This window comes from Rhodococcus sp. RD6.2, from assembly GCF_001040705.1.
Classification (GTDB): Bacteria; Actinomycetota; Actinomycetes; order Mycobacteriales; family Mycobacteriaceae; genus Rhodococcus_G.
Genome location: NZ_CVQP01000001.1, coordinates 778819 through 799034 on the forward strand (window position 1 = coordinate 778819; position 20216 = coordinate 799034).

The window sequence follows — 20216 nt, forward strand, 5'->3', positions numbered from 1 at the left end:
CAACTGCGAGGAAGACACCGATGTCCACCGACGTCCTCGTCCTGACCCAGCCCGGTGACACTCATGCCGACGCGGTGACGCGGCGACTGGTGGCGTCCGGAGCTTCCGTCACGACCTTCGATCCCGCCGAGTTCCCCTCGGCGGCAACACTGTCGCTGCACCTGTCGCCTGCAGGTGCGATCCGCCGAACGCTGCTGCGTGGACGGGACCGCGTCGACCTCGATCGCGTCGATGCGGTGTGGTTCCGTCGCCCGCAGGATCCGCGCCCCCACGACGAGATCACCGATCCCGAGGTCCGCGAGTACGTCGAGCAGGAGTGTGAGGCATTCGCGGGAGCGCTGTGGGACGACCTGGACGCGCTCGCCGTCCCCGGAACCCGCGCCGACATCCGGCTCGCGGGCCGCAAGCAGACGCAACTGCGTCTCGCGGGCCGGCTCGGATTCGAACTGCCACCCACGCTGCTCACGACGGACCCCGACGAGTTCCTCGACTTCTGGGACGCCCACGAGGGCCGGGTCGTCACCAAGCCACTGCAGCGGTCGTGGCTGATCCGCGGCGACGAGAGCTATGCGCGGATGGCCGAATCCGCGACCACCGTCGACGTCGCGTCGGCGGAGTCCATGCGACTGTGCCCGCTGATCGTGCAGGCCTACGTCCCCAAACGGGTCGAACTGCGGGTGACCGTCGTCGGCACCCGCGTCTTCGCAGCCGAGATCCACAGTCAGGACAGCAATCACACCCGCCTCGACTGGCGCTGCTACGACCCGTCGACCACCCGTCACGGTGTGCACGCACTACCCGGTGACGTGATGCGGCGGTGCGTTCTGCTCGTCGCGGAACTCGGCCTGCGGTACGGGGCGATCGACCTGATCCTCACGCCGGACGGCCGCTACGTGTTCCTCGAGGTCAACCCGTCCGGCCAGTGGCTGTGGATCGAGGACGCCACCGGCCTCCCCATCTCCGAGGCGATCGCGGACCTGTTGCGGTCCGGCGCCGACCGACACCTACCGAACCCCGTGAGCGGAGCGCTGTCATGACCCACCCGACGACGACACACGACACCCTGCTCGCCGACGCCCTCGGAATCCTGCGCGGGCTCGACGCCGCCGAACCCGCCGCCGAACGTGCACTCGAGCCGCTGCGCGCCCGCCACACGGGAAGTCGCCTGCGCCTGCTCCGGCACCGTGAGGCACTCGATCAATCCGTGCACTACGGGCTTCTCATCACCGAACCCGGTGTCGGCACCACTTCGCTGTCCTGGACGCCGACGTCGACGGTGCCGTGGTCGCTGCGGGGTAGTCAACGCACCGCCGAGTCGATGCTGTTGCGGGTCAACGGCGAACCGCTCGCGATCGAGGAGGCGATGGGGTACCTCGACGTCCTGTGGGAGAAGACGGAACTGCTCGAACGCCTCGTCACGGTGTGCCTCGTGCGGCAGGAACTTGCCGAGAATCCCGTGCGCATCGAGCCGGCCGCGCTGCAACACGCGATGGACGCGTTCCGTCGCGCCCGCGGACTGCTCACACCGGCCGCGACCGAGCAGTGGATGCGCGAACGTGGACTCGGTGTGGACGCGTTCGAGGATCTCGTCGAACACGAAGCCGCCATCGCGGAACTCAAGGCCCGGATCCTCGCCGAGCGTCCCCTCGATCCCACCGAACTCGATCGAGCACGGGTGGTGCGCGTCCGCTTCACGGAACGCCTCCTCGCGGACGCGTTCGTCGACATGGTCGGGCGGCGATCCGAACCCACCGACGTCCGGGCGGTCGCATCCGCGGCCGCAGGCGCCTTCGCCGTGGCATCCGCGGTGACGGGAACGGAATTCCTGGAGGTGTCGGCCGACTCGGTCGACGGCGCCGAACCCGGCACCGTCCTCGGCCCCACCGCGGACGGGGACGGGTGGTCGGTCACCCAGGTGGTCGCGGTGATCCCGGCGACCTCGGGTCCGCGCACCGACAAACTTCTCGCCGACATGGCCTTCGAGCGGTGGGTCGCCGACCGCAGGCGGGACGCGCGGATCGAATGGTTCTGGGGGGCGGCGGCGAAGACGCCCACCGGGCCCGTGGTGTCGCCGTGAGCGTGCCGGTCGTCGTGCAGGACGGGCTCACGGACTGCGGTGCCGCATGTCTGGCGATGATCCTCGGTCATCACGGCCACCGCGCCACCGCCGGGGAGGTCGCAGACGAGATGGGAGCCGGACGTGACGGGCTGACCGCGCTGGCGCTGGTGCAGGCCGCTCGCCGGTACGGGCTGCAGGCCCGCGGTGTCGGGGCACCCGCCGAGCGCATCCTCGACGGTGGTGCGGCGCTCCCCGCGATCGTGCACTGGACGGGCAACCATTTCGTCGTCGTCGAACGCGTCACCCGGCAGGTGGTGCACGTCGTCGATCCGGCGCGTGGGCGTCGCCGCCTGACACACGCGGAGTTCGCGGACCGGTACTCGGGAGTCGTGCTCGAATTCGGCTGCGGGACAGTCGAACCGAGGGCACGCGCGGCGCGAGGGCCGTGGAGCAGTCGCGTACTCGAGATGATGCTCGGCAACCGGGCCCTGCTGGCTGGGGTGGTCTTCGCGTCGCTCGCCCTGCAGTCAGTCGGCATGGCACTGCCGTTGACGGCCGGAGTGCTCGTGGACCACGTGATTCCCGACGCGGACCTGACCCTGTGGTGGGTGGTGGTCGCCGTCGTCTCGGTTGCGGTGGCCGCCTATCTCGCGACGGCACTCGTGCGCAGTGCGCTTCTCGTCCGGCTGCGCACCCGAATCGACACCGATCTGACCGCCACCGTCGTCGACCGTCTGATGCGGCTGCCGCTCGGATGGTTCACGCGCAGGGGAACCGGTGACGTGACCGCACGGATCGCCTCCGCCGGGGCGTTGCGGGAACTCGTCACCGGTCCGGTGCTCGCCGCGCTCCTCGACGCGCCGATCGCCGTCGGCTACATCGTGGTGCTGCTGTGGTGGTCCCCGCTACTCGGAGTCGGCGTGTGCGTGTTCGCACTGGTCCAGGCCGCGTTGCTGCTCGCGACGGCGGGCCGCGTCACGGAGACCGGGCACCGGGAGTTGGCGTCTGCGGCGGCCGCGGAGGGCAGTCTGATCGAAGCGGTGAGCGGCATCGAGACGGTGAAGGCATCGGGAGCGGAGGACGCCGTCGCGGCGCGGTGGGCGTGGCTGTTCGAGGTGTCGATCCGTGACGCGGCGGCGGGAGCGCGACTGCAGGGCAGGCTCGACGCCGTCCTGCAGGCACTACGCGTTGCTGCGCCCGCGGTGCTCATCTCGCTCGGTGCGCTCCAGGTCGTCGCGGGAACGCGATCGCTGGGAGACATGATCGCGCTCAACGGAATTGCGCTCGCGGCACTTGCCCCGATCGGGTCGCTCGTCGGGGCACTGCAGAGACTGCAGATCGCCGGTGCGCATCTGCGCCGGCTCGGCGACATCCTGGACGCTCCGCCGGAACAGCACGGTGTCGACACCCGCCCGGCGCCTGTGCTACGGGGCGCGATCACCGTTCGCGGGCTCGGTTTTCGCTACGACCCGCGCGCCCCGTGGGTGTTGCGCGACCTCGACCTCGATGTCCCCGCGGGGTCGACAGTGGCCCTCGTCGGGCGGTCCGGATCCGGCAAGAGCACCCTCGCGCGACTCCTTCTCGGGCTCGTGCCCCCCACCGACGGCGGCGTCGCGTACGACGGTGTCGACGCGGCCACCCTCGACGTGCGTTCCCTGCGTGCGCAATTCGGGGTGGTGACGCAGGAGTGCGCGCTGCTGACCGGCAGCATCGCCGACAACATCGCCCTGTGCCGGCCCGCTGCGAGTCGAGCCGACGTCGTCGCCGCGGCCCGGATTGCGTGCCTCGACACCGAGATCGACGCCATGCCGATGGGGTACGACACCGTCCTCCGGGACGGGGGCGGACTGTCCGGAGGTCAGCAGCAACGGCTCGCGATCGCGCGGGCGGTGCTCGCCGACCCGCGGATCGTGCTGCTGGACGAGGCGACGAGCGCGCTCGACTCGGTGACGGAAGCGTCGGTGACCGCCAACCTGGCCGAGCTCGATCAGACCCGGATCGTGATCGCGCACCGGCTGAGCACGATTCGCGACGCCGACCTGATCGTCGTCCTCGATGGTGGCCGGATCGTCGAGCGGGGAAACCACGACAGCCTGCTCGCCGCGGCAGGCGTCTATGCCGATCTCGTCCGGGCACAGGGACATGCCGGGGCGCCGTCGCAGATTTGATGCAACCGGGGGGTTGCGGATAGTCCGGTCAAGTGCAACCATTGGGTTGCATTCAATGTCCGCATCCCATGCACGGCAGGAGTGAACGACATGACGAACACCCAGGCAGCAGTCGTCGACACCGATCGGTACACCGTCAGCCGCACCGTCGTCGTCGGCGCACCACGCGCCAAGGTCTGGCGCGCACTCACCGACCCCGCCCACATCGCGAAGTGGTTCGGCCAGACCGCGCGCATCGACGCACTCGAGGTCGGCGCCCGCGGCAGCTTCGGCTGGGACGGCCACGGCGAGTTCCCGCTCGAGATCACCGAGGTCGACGAGCCGGAGACCTTCGCCTACCGGTGGTTCACACAGGGTGGCGACTTCGACTTCGACCGGGCCACCGAGGCGCGCTTCACCCTGGTCGAGGAGGGGGAGACCACGGTGCTCACGGTTGTCGAGACCGGCTTCGACCGGCTCAGCGACGAAGAGGAGACTCGCCGCGGTCAGCTCGAGAGCAACCGGCAGGGCTGGGACGGCGAACTCGACGAACTCGTCGCCTATCTGGAAGCCGCATCGGTGTGAGCGCGTCGGACTCGCCCACGGCGGTGTTCGCGGTGCTCGCCGACGACACCCGATGGGAGATCCTCGAACTGCTCGGCAGTGAGGACCTGTCCGCGTCGGCCCTGGCGGATCGCCTCCCGGTGAGCAGGCAGGCGATCGCCAAACACCTCGTCGCACTCGAAGGGGTGGGCCTGGTCGAGCGGGTTCCGGTGGGCCGCGAGATCCGCTACCGCGCGCTCGGCTCGGTGCTCGGCGCGGTCGGCAGGCGGCTCGAGGCCATCGGCGCGCAGTGGGACACCCGACTGGCACGCATCAAGGAGATCGCCGAAAACCTGTAGGAGTCTTCGGTGCGTGTGCGCCTTGTCGGTGGCAGGAGCTACCGACAAGGCGCACACGCGTGTCAGCGTCGGAGGTACGCGAGGTCGTCGGCGATGCCGTCGGCGGGGGTCTCGAGGATCACCGGGGCCTGCGCGGTCCGCACGACCTCGGCGAGCACCTCCGCGTCGATCGTGCCGTCCGCGAGGTTGGCGTGTCGGTCCCGCGCCGAGTTGAACTCGTCGCGAGAGTTGTTCAGGTGCACCAGGTCGATGCGTCCGGTGATCGCCTTGACTCGCTCGACGACCCCGACGAGGTCCTCGCCGCCCGCCCACGCGTGGCAGGTGTCGAGGCAGAAGCCTGCGCCGAAGTCGCCGACCTCGTCCCACAACCGGGCGATGTCGTCGAAGCGCCGCGCCATGGCCGCATCCCCGCCCGCGGTGTTCTCGATGAGGATCGGCACCGCGAACCCGCCCTTGTCGGCTTCGCGTTCGAACAGCTTGCGCCAGTTGGCGAATCCCTCGGCCTGGTCTTCTCCGTCGCGAACGTGACCGCCGTGCACCACCAGTCCGATTGCGCCGATGTCGGCGGCGGCCTTCGCCTGCTCGGTGACCGACTTGCGGGACGGGATGCGGATCCTGTTGTTCAGCGACGCGACGTTGATGACGTACGACGAGTGCACGACCACGTCGATGGGGGAGGCGAGGATCTGCTCCGTCCTCGGGTGCGGAGTCAGCTTGTTCCACTTCTGCGGGTCGGTGAGGAACAGCTGCACGATGTCGGCCCCGAGGGCCTCGCCGGCACCGATCGGGTCGTCGTCCTGGCGTACGTGGGCTCCGATGCGCATGCCGTCCAGCCTAGGCCGTGGCGCCTCCGCCGACGATCCGGCGGACGATCCCGAGCAGGTCGTCCATCTCCTCGGCGGACGCGACGAGGGCCTTGCCGCCGAACGCGGCCCGGTAGTAGAGGCCGTCGCCGAGGAGGATGATCGCCCGGGCGATCGCGGGGTCCCGGACCTCGTCGGTGAGTGCGTCCAACCAGCCCTGCTGCATGCGGAGCAGTGCCTGCTGGGCGGCGGCGTTGTCGCCCTGGCTGAGCCGGGTGGCGGCCACGATGGCCCGGTCCAGCGCGGAATCCTCGAAGTTGGAGCTGCGGACGTAATAGACGGCCGCGCCCTCGGGCGCCTGCCGCATCGTTGCCACATCCTCGTCGGCCAGGTCGATCAGGTACGCGATCAGTCCGTCGACGAGGGCGTCCTTGGAGCCGAAATGGTAGAGCAGTCCGCCCTTGGAGACGCCCGCCGCGGTGGCCACGGCCTCGAGGGTCGCGGCGCGCTCGCCCTGCTCGTTGAGGATCGTGACGAACGCGTCGAGGAGCTTGGCGCGGGCAGCGGGTGGACGGGGCACGAATGGAGATGCTACCCACACTGCCCCGCTGCGAGCGGGTTACTGTACCGTCCAGCTGGTACAGTAACGAAGTCTGATTCGCCGCTGTCGGGCGCCGTCACGAAGAAGAAAGCCGAACAGTATGTCGACCACGTTCATTCATCGCGAACAGACCACGAACGCACCCTCGGTGGGCGCGCGCGGCTGGGTCGCGCTGGCAGTGCTCATGCTGCCGGTGCTGCTCGTGTCGGTCGACAACACCGTTCTCGCCTTCGCCCTGCCGTCGATCTCGTCGTCGATCGGCCCGACCGGAGCCCAGCAGCTGTGGATCGTCGACATCTACCCGCTCGTGCTCGCGGGCCTGCTCGTCTCGATGGGCAGCATGGGTGACCGCTTCGGTCGACGCCGGTTGCTGCTCATCGGCGCCACCGGGTTCGCCGCCGTCTCCGTCCTCGCCGCGTACGCGCCGACGCCCGAGGCGCTGATCGCCGCGCGCGCCGTACTCGGATTCTTCGGCGCCATGATCATGCCGCCGACGCTCTCGCTGATCCGCAACATCTTCCTCGAGCCGAACCAGCGCCGGCTCGCCATCGCCGTCTGGGCGGCGTGCTTCGCGGCAGGCGGCGCGCTCGGTCCGATCGTGGGCGGATTCCTGCTGGAGCACTTCTGGTGGGGCTCGGTGTTCCTGCTCGCCGTGGTCGTCCTGATCCCGCTCCTGATCCTCGCGCCGATCTTCGTACCCGAATCCAAGGACCCCAATCCGGGTCCGGTGGATCCGACGAGCATCCTGCTGTCACTGGTCGCCCTCGCCCCGATCGTGTACGCGGTCAAGAACCTTGCCCACGGCGGACCGCTCGGTCAGACCGTCATCCCCGCCGCCGTCGGTGTCGTCGCGTCGATCCTGTTCGTCCGGCGTCAGCTGCAGCGCGACATCCCGATGCTCGACGTGCGCCTGTTCCGGGTTCCGACGTTCTCGGGTGCCGTCGCGGTGAACCTGCTCAGCGTGTTCTCCCTCGTCGGCTTCCTGTTCTTCACCTCCCAGCACCTCCAGCTGGTGGTCGGACTCAGCCCGATGCAGGCCGGCGTCGCGCTGCTGCCGGGCCTCGCTCTCACCGTTGCGGTCGGACTCGCCGTCGTCCCGCTGGTCCGCCACGTCAAGCCGTGGATCGTGGTCGTGATCGCACTGTCGATGTCGTCGCTCGGGTACCTGACGGTGCTCGCGTTCGTGTCGCCGACCTCGACGACGGCGATCGTGGTTGCGTTCGCGCTCCTGGGTGCGGGCATCGGTGCGGCCGAGACGATCTCGAACGACATGATCGTGTCCAGCGTCGCGCCGGAGAAGGCGGGCGCAGCGTCGGCCGTCTCCGAGACCGCGTACGAGCTCGGCGCGGTGCTGGGCACCGCTGTGCTCGGGTCGATCCTCATGGCTGCGTACCGGGCGCACCTGACGGTGCCCGCCGGCGTCGACGACGCTGCGGCGTCGCTCGCGGCCGAGACCCTCGGCGGCGCGCACCATGTCGCGACCGGACTCCCGGCCGCGGAGGGTTCCGCGCTGCTCGACTCGGCGCACGCCGCATTCGACACGGGAGTCGTCTTCACCTCGGGAATCGGTGCGGTCCTCATGGTCGTGTCGGCGGGCGTCGCCTACGCCACGCTGCGGCCGCGGGCCTGACCCGGCCGGGGGCCACCCCGATCCCGAAGATCAGGGTGGTCCCCGATGGCGGCTGTCGGTGTCGCCGGTAAGGATGGACGGGTCGGGCCGGCCGGTCCGGCGACCCCTGGACTTTCAGGAAGGCCGTCATGAGCGCGCACGCCGTACCCGACCCGACATCCGAGGAGGTCGCCGCACGCGCGGTGAACCTCACCAAGACGTACGGGTCGGGTGAAACCGCCGTCACCGCACTGGGCGGTGTCGACGTCGACTTCGCGCGCGGCGAGTTCACCGCGATCATGGGACCGAGTGGCTCCGGCAAGAGCACCCTGATGCACTGCCTCGCCGGCTTGGACGCAGCCTCGTCGGGATCGGTCGTGATCGGCGACACCGACCTCACCGGACTGTCCGACAAGCAGATGACGGCGCTGCGCCGCGACCGCATCGGCTTCGTCTTCCAGTCGTTCAACCTCGTCCCGACGCTGACGGCACTGGAGAACATCACGCTGCCGCTCGACATCGCGGGGCGCAAGGTCAACCAGGAGTGGCTCGACTCCGTCCTGACCCGCCTCGGACTGACCGACCGGCTCGGGCACCGGCCCAGCGAGCTGTCCGGCGGACAGCAGCAGCGCGTCGCGTGCGCCCGCGCACTGGCCGGTCAGCCGGAGATCATCTTCGGTGACGAACCCACGGGCAACCTCGACTCGCACTCGTCCGGTGAGGTGCTCTCGATCCTGCGGGCGGCGGTCGACGAATTCCGCCAGACCGTCGTCATCGTGACCCACGACCCCCGTGCCGCGGGCTACGCGGACCGGGTCGTGTTCCTCGCGGACGGTCAGATCGTCGACGAATTGCGCGAGCCGACCGCCGAAACCGTGCTCGACCGGATGAAGGGCCTCGACGACCGGGCCCGGGTGCGGAGCTGAGTCGTGGCGAACCTGACGCAGAACCCCATGCGCAAGGTGTCCTTGCGCAATCTTGCCGCCCACAAGGTGCGGCTCGTACTGACGGTGCTCGCCGTCGTTCTCGGCACCGCATTCGTCACCGGATCGTTCGTCTTCACCGACACCCTGCAGCGCACCTTCAACGGACTTTTCGAGGATGCCGCGAAGGGTGTCGACGTCCGCGTGTCCGCCCAGGAGCAGGGGTCGATCGGTGTCCCGCTGACCGACGTCGCGACCGTCGAGGCGCTCCCGTCGGTGCGGGCAGTCGTGCCCGCCGTCGACGGCCAGATCGTCCTGCTCGGCGCCGACAAGGCCCCGGTTCAGACCGGTGGCGCACCCAGCATGGGCTCCTCCTACATCCCCCCGGACCAGGCGCTCGGCGAGCCCGAGACGTTCGTCGCGGGCACCCCGCCCACCGAGCCGGGTCAGATCGCGCTCAACGAGGGCGGTGCCGAACGCGCCGGTCTCACGGTCGGTGACACCACCCAGGTGCTCGTCCCCGCCCACGGCGTTCTCGGGGTCACGATCAGCGGCATCTACTCCGTACCCACCGACACCGGCGGATTCGTCGGAGCACTGTTCCCGGCGGCCCAGGCCACCGAACTGTTCACCGACGGCGCGCATGTCGACTACGTCGATGTCGCGGGGGACGGCAGTCTGAGCCAGGAACAGTTGCGCGACGAGCTCGCCGCCGCACTGCCGGATGCGAAGGTGCAGACCGGCGCCGAGGTCCGCGAGGACGTCAAGGCCGAGGTCACCTCCGCGCTCAAGTTCATGAACTACTTCCTGCTCGCGTTCGGTGCGATCGCGCTGCTCGTCGGCACCTTCATCATCTACAACACCTTCTCGATGATCGTCGCTCAGCGGCTCCGCGAACTCGCGTTGCTCCGCGCGGTGGGTGCCAGTCGCGGACAGGTGGGACGGTCGGTGGTCACCGAGGCCTTCATCGTCGGTCTGCTCGGCAGCCTGATCGGTATCGGCGCGGGCGTCCTGCTCGCGTACGGCCTGCGCGCCATGCTCAACGCGTTCGACGTCGGACTGCCCACCGGCTCACTGCAACTCGAGCCCCGCACGGTCATCGTCGCGATCGTCATCGGTGTCCTCGTCACCGTCGTCAGCGCATACGCGCCTGCGCGACGCGCGTCACGAATCCCCCCGGTCGCCGCGATGCGCGAAGAGCACGCGTCCACGGGCGACTCGCTGCGTATGCGCACCGGAGTCGGTGTGGTCTTCGCCGTTCTCGGCGGCGCGCTGCTGGTGCTCGGTTCGCAGGGGACCGGCGGCAGTGCGGCAGCGACCGTCGGAGCGGGCGCCGCGGTGCTGATCCTCGCGGTCCTGCTCGGCTCGCCCGCACTGTCGCGCCCCGTGGTCGGCGCGCTCGGCGCGGTGTTCGCCCGGCCGTTCGGGGCCGTCGGCAGGCTGGCCCGGACCAACGCCGTCCGCAACCCGCGCCGCACCGCCGCGACCGCCTTCGCCCTCACCCTCGGGCTGATGCTGGTCACCGTGATCGGCGTCTTCGGCTCGTCCGCGAAGGCGAGTGTCGACGAACTCGTCGACAGCGGAATCTCGGCCGACTACATCCTCACCGGGCCGCCGCAGATCGGTGTTCCGGTCGGCGCCGCCGACGCCGTCGCCGAGGTTCCCGGAGTCGCGGACGCGGTGGCACTGAAGGGACTGCCCGTCACCATCGACGACGAGGACACCTTCGGCACCGGAATCGGTGGCCAGTTGGACGGCGTCATCGACTACGAACTTCGTGCGGGTAGCGCCGCACTCGACGGTGACGTCCTCGTCGCGTCGGAGTCGTTCGCGGCCGAGAAGGGGTGGGCCCTCGGAACCCCCGTCACGATGTCCAACAAGGACGGCGTCGTGGTCACCGCCCCCGTCACCGGAATCCTCGTCGACAATCAGATCCTCGGGAACTGGTTCACGTCCGAGTCGGTGTACGAGCAGCTGGTGCCCGCCGTGATGCGCGCCGACCTGGCGGTCCTCGTGAAGGCGGCGCCGGGCACCGACATCCCGGCCCTGCGCGGTGAACTCGAGAAGGTGAGCGACCCGTTCCTCGTGGTGCAGGTCAAGGACCGCGAGGAATTCAAGGGTGAGCAGGCCCAGCAGATCAACACCCTGCTGGCGGTCCTCTACGGGCTGCTCGCACTCGCGGTGGTGATCGCTGTCCTCGGCATCGTCAACACGCTCGCACTGTCGGTGGTCGAACGTCGTCGCGAGATCGGCATGCTGCGCGCCGTCGGCATGCAGCGCCCGCAGGTTCGCCGGATCATCTACCTCGAGTCGGTGCTCATCGCCGTGTTCGGTGCCGCGGTCGGCGTGCTCCTGGGACTCGCGTTCGGGTGGGGCTTCGTCCGCACCCTCGCCGACGAGGGCCTCGGCACCGTCGCGGTGCCGTGGGGTCAGGTCGTCGCGATGCTCCTCGGATCCGGCGTCGTCGGCGTCCTGGCGGCCGTGTGGCCCGCCGTTCGCGCCGCACGCACCAAGCCGTTGGAAGCGATTGCGGGAGTCTAGTTCTCGATGCACGACCGGTGCCGGCGGACGAATCGTCCGCCGGCACCGTCGTCTAGGCCAGGTTGTGGAGGCGGGCGGCCAGGCGCTCGTCCACCTGTGGCCAGTCCTCCGCCGTGATCGAGAACATGACGGTGTCGCGGACGCTGCCGTCCGTGCGGCGGAAGTGGCGCCGCAGCGTTCCCTCGTACTGCGCGCCGAGCCGGGCGATGGCCTGCTGTGAGCGGTGGTTCCGGGTGTCGGTCTTGAGTTGGACACGCCCGGCGTGCAAGGTGTCGAACGCGTAGCCGAGCAGCAGCCGCTTGGACTCCGGATTCACCGCTCGCCCACACCGCCGGAGTGAAGGTCGTGGCCCCGATCTCGAGGCCCGCGTCGCGCACATTCGCGTTCAGGTACGACGTCATGCCGACGATCGAACCCGCGCGCGTGTCCCCGACGTCGCGCCTCAGACGCACGATCCACGCGTGCCAATCCGGTGCCGCCGCCCACGTCGTGAGCAGTTCCGCGAGTTCCTCGGCACAGCCGGGCCGAAGGGGGATGTGTGCCCACACCACGTCGTGGTCGAGGGCCCGGAACAACTCGGCGGCATCGGCGTCCGGGTCGGGCACCGACAGGTGCACGACGTCGCCCGTCAGCTCCGCATCGGCGGGGATCGGCCACGTCAGTTCCGGCCACGGGCCGTCGACCGGGCGCGGGTCGGGTACGGGCACGAAGCGATCCAGGTCTGAGATCTTGTCCACGGGTGGACCCTAGCGGGCGTCCCGGAGCCGGCGCACACTCGTTTCGCGAAACCCGCGGAACCCGCCTGAAGCGCCACGAAATGTGTTGACACTCCGAACTTACGGCTGAATCTCGACGACCACCCGTACCGGGTCGGTCGCCATCGACACGGAGGCGGGGCGAGGGGACGTCTCGACTCCGATGAACGACTGGGTGACGCCCTCGAACACGGTCGCGAGCCGGACCTCGGACACCACACCGGTGCCGGGCAACGGATTCGGACCGGCGTACGGGGTGACGCCGGTGTCGAACGGATAGCCCGTCCCGGTCAACGACACCTCGATGACCGATTCGCCGGCCAGGTCGAGGACGTTGCCGCTGCCGTCCTGGACCGCGCTGTCGACGTAGCGGACGTTCCACCCGGGCGCTCCGGTGCCGGCGAACACGTAGACGACGCGGACCATGCCCGCCTGCGATTCCACTCGCATGTCCGTCACCGTCAACGCGGCCGCCTCGGACGGTGCGGCAAACGCGTTGGCGACCACGGGCAGGCCGGTGGGGAGGACGGGACGCTCGAGGGTCGTCGGCTTCCTGGTCGTGGTTCTCGGCGCAGAGGTCGTGCGCGTCGTCGGAGCAGGTTCGCTCGACGTCGGATCGGTGGTGGGCGGGTCCGTCGTGCTCGGGTCCGTGACGCTGGTGCTCGGGTCGGCGACACCGGTGCTCGGATCGGCGACGGCGCCGTCGGCATCGAAGCCGCACCCGATCGGAACCAGGAGTGCCGCCGCCGTGATCGCCGTCCACAGACGGAGATTCCGTCCGCTCATCCGTCCAGGGTAGGCCGCACGACGTCAGCACACCACCGGTTCGTCACCGCACGACCAGGTCCGAGTCGGTGGCGCTGAGGGTGATCGGGGCGATCATCTTGCCGCGCATCCAGTCTCGGACGAACGCATCGTGTGCCGGGGTTGCCTCGCTGTCCTCGGGAATCTCGATCGCACCGATCAGGTGACGCGGATCGTCGTCGAGACCCGGCCCGCGTGGGGTCATCCGCAGGCCGTCCGCGGTGTGCATCAGCACCGGTATCCGGGAACCGTTGGGCGCGACGACGGTCGCCGGGCGGGTGGTCGCGGCGGGGTCGAAGGCCGTGACCTCCAGGCGGTATCCGGACGGCGTCGCGTGGCTGCCCACCGCGTCCAGCATCCTCGGATCGACCACCGAGTACGGGAATCCGATGTCGACCAGCACCTGTGCGTCGATGGCCCCGTCCCGCGCAGGCAGCGACCCGCTCAGGTTCCAGGGAGCGGGCGGGGCGAGGGTGTCGGCGGATCGGTCCTGCGGCGAGTTCTGCAGCGGCGTGCCGAGCCGGGCAGCGCCGGTCGGGGTGAACTCCCAGGCGGGGGCGTCGAGATCCTTGTGCCAGAACCCGTCCTCGCCGTCCCGGCTGCCCTCCACTCGGAGTTCGCGCCGACCGGGGCCGGGCCCGGTGGAGTGCACGCTGATCGCGGACGTGATCTCGCCGGGGATCTTCGGTTGGTGAACCCAGGCCGGGGCGGGCAGTTGGATGGCCGCGGTGCTGCGGTCCAGCGTTTCCACGATCAGGTTCGGTGCGGTGGGCTTGCCGCTCTGGTCGTCCCAGCTGTAGCGGAAGAAGATCGAGTCGGAGCCGGAGGAGTCGAAGTCGAAGGTGCGGGTGTACATGTCGCCGAACTCGTTGGTCACGAAGGTGGTCGATCCCGCCGCGGACAGCGCGGTCGCGCGGAACCGGCCACCGAGCGGTCCGCCGATCTCGTAACTGTCGTCGTTGGGCAGCCACGGATCGGCATAGGTGATGCGGCTGCCGTCCCCAGTCAGCGCCGGAACCATCGTCATCTTGCCCAACCCGACGTAGTGGATGCGGCCCGCGATGTCGGTGTACGTCTGGTTGTCGGTGGGGGAGGAGACGCTCAGCGCCCACCTGCCCGGCCGCGCGTCCGGCACCTGCTGCCCGGAGTCGAGCCACAGCGGTGCGCCCCACGCGGACGTCCAGTTCCACCAGATCGGGTCCTGCGACGCGTTGTCCATCGTGTACATCCACCCGGACTCGTCCACCGCGACCAGTTCGTCGTCGTCCAGCGAGATACCGACGAGGCGCCCACGCAGGCACTCCGGCATCGGCACGTATCGCCACGGCTCCGTGGATTCGCGTGGCCTGACCAGGAGAGCGTTGCCGACGAGGACGAAGTCGAAGAACCTGTTGAACTGCGTTGTCGGGGTGCGCAATTCGACACTCGATGGGGTGTCGGCGCCCAGATGCTCGGGAAGGGCGGTCAGACCGAGGTGCCCGCCACCGGACGGGACGCCCGGCGGCAGTTGTGCGGTACCGAACGGGACGCAGCCCGCAGGGGTCGACGCCGGGGCTGCCGACGTGGGCGGGGTGAACGACAACGCTGCCAGGAGGGCCGCCGCTGCGGCCAGGGGGACTCGGCGCACCGCACGAGTGTCCCACGCGGAGGTCACGATTCGGCGGGGGCGCGCTCCGCCACGCCGTATCCGTTGACGGTGCGCAGGTTCCACTGCCGTCCGTCGTGGTGGAAGGTGGTGATGCCCGCGTTGGGGATCCGCGGCGCCCACAGTCCACTGACCGCGCCGATCACGGACCGGATCAGTCCGCCGTGACTGACGGCGACGACCGACGCCCCTGGATGCCGGGTCGCGAGGTCGTCGAGGACGCCGAGCCCACGGTTCGTCATCGAGGTCCGCGATTCCATCCCCGGGTAGCGGCCATCGGGCCAGCGGTCCCACAGGTCCTCGTCGGTGGCGCCCTCGGCCTCGCCGAAATGACGCTCGACCAGGCCGGGGAAGGTGGCCGACCGGGTGAGACCGAGATGGGTGCCGATGATGTCCGCGGTCTCCGCTGCCCGGGACAGCGGCGAGCTGACCAGCAGGTCCCAGGTGCTTCCGGTCAGCAGTGCGGCGGCCTCCGCTGCCTGGGCGCGGCCGGTGTCGTTGAGCGGAATGTCGGACGAGCCCTGCAGTCGTCGCTCCGCGTTCCACTCGGTCTCGCCGTGCCGGACCAGCGCCAGAAAAGTCATGGTCGCCGCAGGTTAGCACCTGGACACGGGAAGAGGACCGGCGCAGACTGCACGAATCGACGCAAGGAGATGGTTCGCGGTGACCGAACCCGGCCCGCCGACGGCGGCGACGAAGTCACGTCCGAGGCGGAGTGCACGGCCGCCCGCGGGCCAGATCGCCGACGGCTTCACGTCACGGCGCCTGCAACTCGGCCTCACCCAGACCCGGCTCGCGGCGATGGCCGGTGTGTCGCGTTCGAGTGTGCAGGCCATCGAATCGGGCCGGGCCACCGTTCAGTTGGACGTCCTGGTTGCCGTGGCGGATGTCCTCGGATGCGACATGGTCCTGGCTGCGCGAGCCGGGCGTCGCCTGCCCGGCGACTGAGTCGACGTCCGGCCGGAGTTCGCACGGGCGCCCGTCGCCGAGTTCTGGAACAGTGGAGTGACCACGCATGGACTCCGGGAGGACCGATGGACGCGACGCAGCGGCGGGCGCGGATCACCGCACAGGTGCGAAGCTGGTGCGAGGAGGCGCGGGTCGACGGCTTCCGGCAGGACCTGTCGGCGGACGCGGCGGTGCTCCTCGCCGCCGGCTACCTGGACGAGCCCACCCGTGACGTGCTCGCCAACCGTCGCCGTCAGGGCCGCCCCCTGCCCGACATCGGAGGCTTCGGTCGCCTGCGCGCGCTCGCGGACGACTACGTGCGGCTCGACGACAAGGCGAAGTCGATGCGTCCGGGCGTCATGCAGGTGCTGGCCGCGGCGCGGGCGGGCGACGTCGAGCGGAAGCTGCTCACCGCGCGCGCGAAGTTCGTGCACTCACCCGCGCACTACGCGACGGGTGTCCGGACGATCCGGCGGGACCGACGGGATCAGGTGCACCTCGAGCCGCGGCAGCGTGAAGTCCTGTTCGACGCGTTGGCGCGAACGCCCGCGCCGGTGTCGGAGCAGCGGACCGATCAGGCGACGGCCGCCGCGGTGACGGTCGCGGCGGAACGCCTGGCGGGCCTGGCGGAACGGACGCCGTGGGCGGCGGCGGGGCGTCGCGCCGCGGAGGCGCTCGGCGGTGCGGTCGGCGTCGGTCAGCCGGAACGGTTCGAGGACCGCTTCGATGCGCTGCTGTTCCTGGCGGGCGCGCTGTACGACCGGATCGACGGTTCGGCGGCCTGGCATTCCGACCATTTCATGGTGCAGCGGGTGCAACTCGACCTCGCCGACGAGTTGACGCAGATCGCGGTCGACACCGTCGCGCTGCGAGGGATCGGGGCCGAGCTGACGGCGGCACTGGCCGCGGTACGGGGCGACGCGGCCCGCGACCAGATCCGGTCGCGGCAGCAGGCACTCGCGCCGGTGTGGGACCAGCTGGTCGAACGGGTCGCCGCGCTCGCCCGCATCGGTGACCTGCTCGGCGAGGCCGAGGAGCAGCTGCGGTCGGTGGCCGCGGTGCAGCGGTCCATGAGTCTGGACTCGCGGATCGACGACCTCGTCGCGCGCGCGGGGAATCGCGAATTGTCCACGGAGAACACACATCACGTCGGCGACCAGATTGGCGGGGTCGACGAACTGATCCTCGGATACCAGGCCCTGCTGCACGGCGACATCATCGCGTTGCAGGCCCGCTCCGGCCGTTGATCGGACTTGGCCTCAGCGCGTCGCGCCGACCAGTCGCAGTGCGAGTTCTGCGTAGAGGTCGGCGACCGCATCGGGGTCGGTGAACCCGCCGCCGGGGAACCAGCGGCACACGTCGACGCACAGGGAGTTGATCGCGAGGTTCACGCCCGCGACGTCGGGGACGACGAACGAGCCGTCCCGCGCGCCCTCGCGGATGATCCGTTCGATGATGCGGCTGATCTCCCGGCGCAGGGTCAGGATCTCGCGGTAGTGCTCGGGGGACAGCGCCGTGAGTTCGTACTGGACGACCATGCCGCGGATGTGGTGCGTGGCCTGCCAGCTGGTGAACGCGCTGACCACGGAGACCAGCCGGGCGGCGGGCGCGGCGCCCGGTTCGTCGGCCTCGGTGAGGAGTTCGACGCATTTGAGGTGGCCCTCGTAGCTGATCGCGAAGAGGAGCTCTTCCTTCGACTTGTAATGCGGGTACATCGCGGCGGGCGACAGTCCGAGGCGGGCGGCGATGTCGCGGGTGGTGGTGCCTCCGTAGCCGTTCTCCGCGAACGCCTCGGCGGCGGCGACGCGGATGCGCGCGGCCGCCTTCGAGGTACTGACCACCGTGTTGGGTGTCGTGAGGTGATGCGCATTCGTGCTCGCCGCGCTCGTGTCGCTCACGGGTCCCTCCCTTCCGCCTGTCGGCCTTGACAACGGCAGACTGCAGGGTGAGTATAAGCATGCGCTTAGATAATGAGCGAGCGCTTATTTTCGGCGCTCACCGGCAGGCGAAACGCGGCCGCCCCTCGCGTCCCCGGCGAAGGCAGCCTTCGATCTGACACAGAAAGCACGCCATGAATCTGAAACTGACCGACGAGGAACTGAAGTTCCGCGACGAACTGCGCACCTTCTTCGCCACCGAGATCCCGGCGGAGATCCGTGAGCGCGCCTCGGGCGGCGAGCTGACGAAGGACGACTTCGTCACGACGCAGAAGATCCTCAACGCCAACGGACTCGCGGTGCCGCACTGGCCTGCCGAGTGGGGTGGCAAGAACTGGACGCCGGTCCAGCGACACATCTACCTCGACGAGATGCAGCTCGCGTCCGTCCCGGACCCGTTGGCCTTCAACGCCGACATGGTCGGCCCGGTCATCGCGGCCTTCGGCTCGCAGGAGCAGAAGGAGAAGTTCCTCCCCGGTACCGCGAACCTCGACATCTGGTGGTGCCAGGGCTTCTCCGAGCCCGAGGCGGGTTCCGATCTGGCGTCGCTCAAGACCAAGGCCGTCCGTGACGGTGACAGCTGGATCGTCAACGGTCAGAAGACGTGGACCACGCTCGGTCAGCACGCCGACTGGATCTTCTGCCTCGTGCGCACCGACCCCGATGCCCCGAAGCGTCAGCAGGGCATCTCGTTCCTGCTGATCGACATGAAGACCCCGGGAATCACCGTCCGCCCGATCAAGCTGATCGACGGCGGCTACGAGGTCAACGAGGTGTGGTTCGAGGACGTGCGCGTGCCGGCCGAGAACCTTGTCGGTGAGGAGAACGCCGGCTGGTCCTACGCCAAGTTCCTGCTCGGAAACGAGCGGACGGGCGTCACCCGCACCGGTGCCAGCAAGGCCAAGCTCGCGAAGGCGAAGAAGTACGCCGCCGAGACCAAGGTCGGCGACGGCTCGCTCCTCGACGACCCGCTGTTCGCCGCCCGCTTCGCCGAACTGGAGAACGAGCTCGTCGCACTCGAGCTGACCCAGCTGCGGGTCGTCGCCAGCTCCGCCGACGGCAAGCCGAACCCGGCGTCGTCGCTGCTCAAGCTGCGCGGCTCCGAACTGCAGCAGGCCGCAACCGAGATCCTCATGGATGTCGCAGGCCCCGACTCGCTGGCGTTCGACGCCGGCGACGACATCGCGTCCCCGGAGTGGGCTCAGCGGAGCGCACCCGTCTTCCTGAACTACCGCAAGGTGTCCATCTACAGCGGCTCGAGCGAGGTTCAGCGCAACATCATCTCCTCCTCGATTCTCGGATTGTGAGTAGCAGCCATGGATTTCGAACTCAATGACGAACAGGTCATGCTGCGGGACACCACCCGCGAACTGCTGAGCCGCAGCTACGACGCCGAAAAGCGCAACGCCGTCACCGCCGACGGCAAGGGCTGGAGCGACGACGTGTGGGGCAAGCTCGCCGAGATCGGTCTGCTCGGCCTCCCGTTCTCCGAGGAGGACGGCGGCATGGGCGCCGGACCCGTCGAGACGATGGCCGTGATGAACGAGATCGGTCGCGCGCTCGCGCCGGAGCCGTTCCTCGACGGTGTCCTGACCCCCGGTGGTCTCGTCGCCGAGGTCGGGTCCGCCGACCAGCGCGCGAAGATCCTGCCCGCGCTCGCCGAGGGCAACACCCTGCTGGCGTTCGCACACGCCGAGCCCGGTAGCCGCTGGCCGAACGAGGTCGTCGCGACCACCGCCGTGAAGTCGGGCGACGACTGGACGCTCACCGGCACGAAGAACCCCGTCCTGCACGGTGACTGCGCGGAGACGCTCGTCGTCAGCGCCGTTCTTCCGGATGGCGGCATCGGCCTGTTCCTCGTCGCCGCGGGCGCGGCAGGCGTCACCCGCAAGCCGTATGCGACCCACGACGAGCTGCGCGCCGCGCAGGTCGAGTTCGCGGGTGCCGTGGCGCAGCAGCTCGGCGACGGCGGCGACGCCTCCGCCGCAATCACCGCCGCCCAGGTTCGTACCCAGGCCGCCCTCTGTGCCGAGGCCGTGGGCGCGATGGAGGAGACGCTGCGCCTGACCACCGAGTACCTCAAGCAGCGCAAGCAGTTCGGGGTTCCGTTGGCGCGGTTCCAGACGCTGACGCAGCGCGCCGCCGACATGTACGTCGAGCTCGAACTCGCGTCGAGCATGAGCCTGTACGCGACGATGAACCTGGCCGACGGCATCGTCGACCCGATCATCGCCTCGCGGGCCAAGCTGCAGGTCAGCCGTGCCGCCCGGCACATCGGTCTCGAGGCCATTCAGATGCACGGTGGCATCGGCATGACCGCCGAGTACCCGGTCGGGCACTACGTGTCCCGTCTGACGGCCATCGGCCACACTCTTGGCAGCGCCGACGACCACCTGCGGGTACTCGCCGGTGTCGTCGCCGACCACGAGATGGTCGAGCTCGCCAAGTAGGCTCACCCGCAAGGGGTTCCCCCTCACAGAGCGCCCCCGCCGACCGACAGGTCGGCGGGGGCGCTCTGTTTCGCGCCGTCTGTGACGCGACC

Annotated in this window: 20 protein-coding genes; 13 read left to right on the forward strand and 7 right to left on the reverse strand. The window is 69.7% G+C overall.

The window, feature by feature from the left end:
* Window positions 1–20: 20 nt before the first annotated feature.
* From RHCRD62_RS03460 to RHCRD62_RS03480, 5 genes are all read left to right on the forward strand, one after another.
* Window positions 21–1037, forward strand: a complete 1017-nt coding sequence (locus RHCRD62_RS03460; protein WP_050063220.1) for an MvdC/MvdD family ATP grasp protein — start codon at window positions 21–23, stop codon at window positions 1035–1037.
* Window positions 1034–2077, forward strand: coding sequence for a TIGR04500 family putative peptide maturation system protein (locus tag RHCRD62_RS03465; RefSeq protein ID WP_050063221.1), 1044 nt, complete (start codon window positions 1034–1036; stop codon window positions 2075–2077). The genes RHCRD62_RS03460 and RHCRD62_RS03465 overlap by 4 nt, the downstream gene beginning before the upstream one ends.
* Window positions 2074–4227 (forward strand): peptidase domain-containing ABC transporter, encoded by a 2154-nt coding sequence (locus tag RHCRD62_RS03470; protein WP_253277173.1) that lies wholly within the window; start codon window positions 2074–2076, stop codon window positions 4225–4227. Before RHCRD62_RS03465 ends, RHCRD62_RS03470 begins: the two co-directional genes overlap by 4 nt.
* Before the next feature lie 90 nt (window positions 4228–4317).
* Window positions 4318–4791 (forward strand): SRPBCC domain-containing protein, encoded by a 474-nt coding sequence (locus tag RHCRD62_RS03475; RefSeq protein WP_050063223.1) that lies wholly within the window; start codon window positions 4318–4320, stop codon window positions 4789–4791.
* Window positions 4788–5108 carry an ArsR/SmtB family transcription factor gene (locus RHCRD62_RS03480; protein ID WP_050063224.1) on the forward strand — a complete coding sequence of 107 codons (321 nt, stop codon included), beginning with the start codon at window positions 4788–4790 and terminating at the stop codon, window positions 5106–5108. The genes RHCRD62_RS03475 and RHCRD62_RS03480 overlap by 4 nt, the downstream gene beginning before the upstream one ends.
* Window positions 5109–5170: 62 nt before the next feature.
* Here RHCRD62_RS03480 and RHCRD62_RS03485 read toward each other — a convergent pair whose 3' ends face one another.
* Together RHCRD62_RS03485 and RHCRD62_RS03490 are read right to left on the reverse strand one after the other, a co-directional pair.
* Window positions 5171–5932 (reverse strand): deoxyribonuclease IV, encoded by a 762-nt coding sequence (locus RHCRD62_RS03485; protein WP_050063225.1) that lies wholly within the window; start codon window positions 5930–5932, stop codon window positions 5171–5173.
* 10 nt (window positions 5933–5942) lie between these two features.
* Window positions 5943–6491 carry a TetR/AcrR family transcriptional regulator gene (locus RHCRD62_RS03490; RefSeq protein ID WP_050063226.1) on the reverse strand — a complete coding sequence of 183 codons (549 nt, stop codon included), beginning with the start codon at window positions 6489–6491 and terminating at the stop codon, window positions 5943–5945.
* Window positions 6492–6612: 121 nt separating this feature from the next.
* On the opposite strand from RHCRD62_RS03490, the gene RHCRD62_RS03495 reads away from it, so the two are divergent.
* The 3 genes from RHCRD62_RS03495 to RHCRD62_RS03505 all read left to right on the forward strand — a co-directional run bounded on the left by RHCRD62_RS03495 (window position 6613) and on the right by RHCRD62_RS03505 (window position 11585).
* The gene (locus RHCRD62_RS03495; RefSeq protein ID WP_050063227.1) at window positions 6613–8142 is read left to right on the forward strand and encodes an MFS transporter; all 1530 of its coding nucleotides are present in this window, start codon (window positions 6613–6615) and stop codon (window positions 8140–8142) included.
* Between the two features lie 128 nt (window positions 8143–8270).
* A complete protein-coding gene (locus RHCRD62_RS03500; RefSeq protein ID WP_050063228.1) occupies window positions 8271–9047 on the forward strand; it encodes an ABC transporter ATP-binding protein in 777 nt (258 codons plus the stop codon).
* 27 nt (window positions 9048–9074) lie between these two features.
* Complete coding sequence (locus RHCRD62_RS03505) at window positions 9075–11585, forward strand: ABC transporter permease (protein ID WP_050063462.1); 2511 nt, start codon at window positions 9075–9077, stop codon at window positions 11583–11585.
* Window positions 11586–11637: 52 nt separating this feature from the next.
* On the opposite strand, the gene RHCRD62_RS26290 is transcribed toward RHCRD62_RS03505, so the two are convergent.
* Entirely contained in the window at window positions 11638–11901 is a 264-nt protein-coding gene (locus RHCRD62_RS26290; RefSeq protein WP_253277174.1) for a GNAT family N-acetyltransferase, read from the reverse strand.
* Between the two features lie 145 nt (window positions 11902–12046).
* Between RHCRD62_RS26290 and RHCRD62_RS26295 the strand changes: the two genes are divergently transcribed.
* On the forward strand, window positions 12047–12310 hold the full coding sequence (locus tag RHCRD62_RS26295; RefSeq protein WP_253277175.1) for a hypothetical protein: 264 nt from the start codon (window positions 12047–12049) through the stop codon (window positions 12308–12310).
* 111 nt (window positions 12311–12421) lie between these two features.
* Here RHCRD62_RS26295 and RHCRD62_RS03515 read toward each other — a convergent pair whose 3' ends face one another.
* The 3 genes from RHCRD62_RS03515 to RHCRD62_RS03525 form a co-directional block, all read right to left on the reverse strand.
* On the reverse strand, window positions 12422–13126 hold the full coding sequence (locus RHCRD62_RS03515) for an AMIN-like domain-containing (lipo)protein (protein ID WP_050063229.1): 705 nt from the start codon (window positions 13124–13126) through the stop codon (window positions 12422–12424).
* A gap of 43 nt (window positions 13127–13169) precedes the next feature.
* The gene (locus RHCRD62_RS03520) at window positions 13170–14726 is read right to left on the reverse strand and encodes a hypothetical protein (protein ID WP_084734077.1); all 1557 of its coding nucleotides are present in this window, start codon (window positions 14724–14726) and stop codon (window positions 13170–13172) included.
* A 68-nt stretch (window positions 14727–14794) separates the two neighbouring features.
* Window positions 14795–15373: a histidine phosphatase family protein gene (locus RHCRD62_RS03525; RefSeq protein ID WP_050063230.1), complete on the reverse strand. Its 579-nt coding sequence runs from the start codon at window positions 15371–15373 to the stop codon at window positions 14795–14797.
* 79 nt (window positions 15374–15452) lie between these two features.
* Between RHCRD62_RS03525 and RHCRD62_RS03530 the strand changes: the two genes are divergently transcribed.
* Window positions 15453–15737, forward strand: coding sequence for a helix-turn-helix transcriptional regulator (locus tag RHCRD62_RS03530; protein ID WP_050063231.1), 285 nt, complete (start codon window positions 15453–15455; stop codon window positions 15735–15737).
* An 86-nt stretch (window positions 15738–15823) separates the two neighbouring features.
* The gene (locus tag RHCRD62_RS03535; protein WP_050063232.1) at window positions 15824–16984 is read left to right on the forward strand and encodes a hypothetical protein; all 1161 of its coding nucleotides are present in this window, start codon (window positions 15824–15826) and stop codon (window positions 16982–16984) included.
* A 12-nt stretch (window positions 16985–16996) separates the two neighbouring features.
* Here the strand turns inward: RHCRD62_RS03535 and RHCRD62_RS03540 are convergent, their stop codons facing one another.
* Window positions 16997–17635, reverse strand: coding sequence for a TetR/AcrR family transcriptional regulator (locus tag RHCRD62_RS03540; RefSeq protein WP_050063233.1), 639 nt, complete (start codon window positions 17633–17635; stop codon window positions 16997–16999).
* Between the two features lie 173 nt (window positions 17636–17808).
* On the opposite strand from RHCRD62_RS03540, the gene RHCRD62_RS03545 reads away from it, so the two are divergent.
* Both RHCRD62_RS03545 and RHCRD62_RS03550 read left to right on the forward strand, forming a co-directional pair.
* Complete coding sequence (locus tag RHCRD62_RS03545) at window positions 17809–18981, forward strand: acyl-CoA dehydrogenase family protein (RefSeq protein ID WP_050063234.1); 1173 nt, start codon at window positions 17809–17811, stop codon at window positions 18979–18981.
* 9 nt (window positions 18982–18990) lie between these two features.
* Window positions 18991–20124 (forward strand): acyl-CoA dehydrogenase family protein, encoded by a 1134-nt coding sequence (locus tag RHCRD62_RS03550; protein ID WP_050063235.1) that lies wholly within the window; start codon window positions 18991–18993, stop codon window positions 20122–20124.
* Window positions 20125–20216 lie beyond the last annotated feature (92 nt).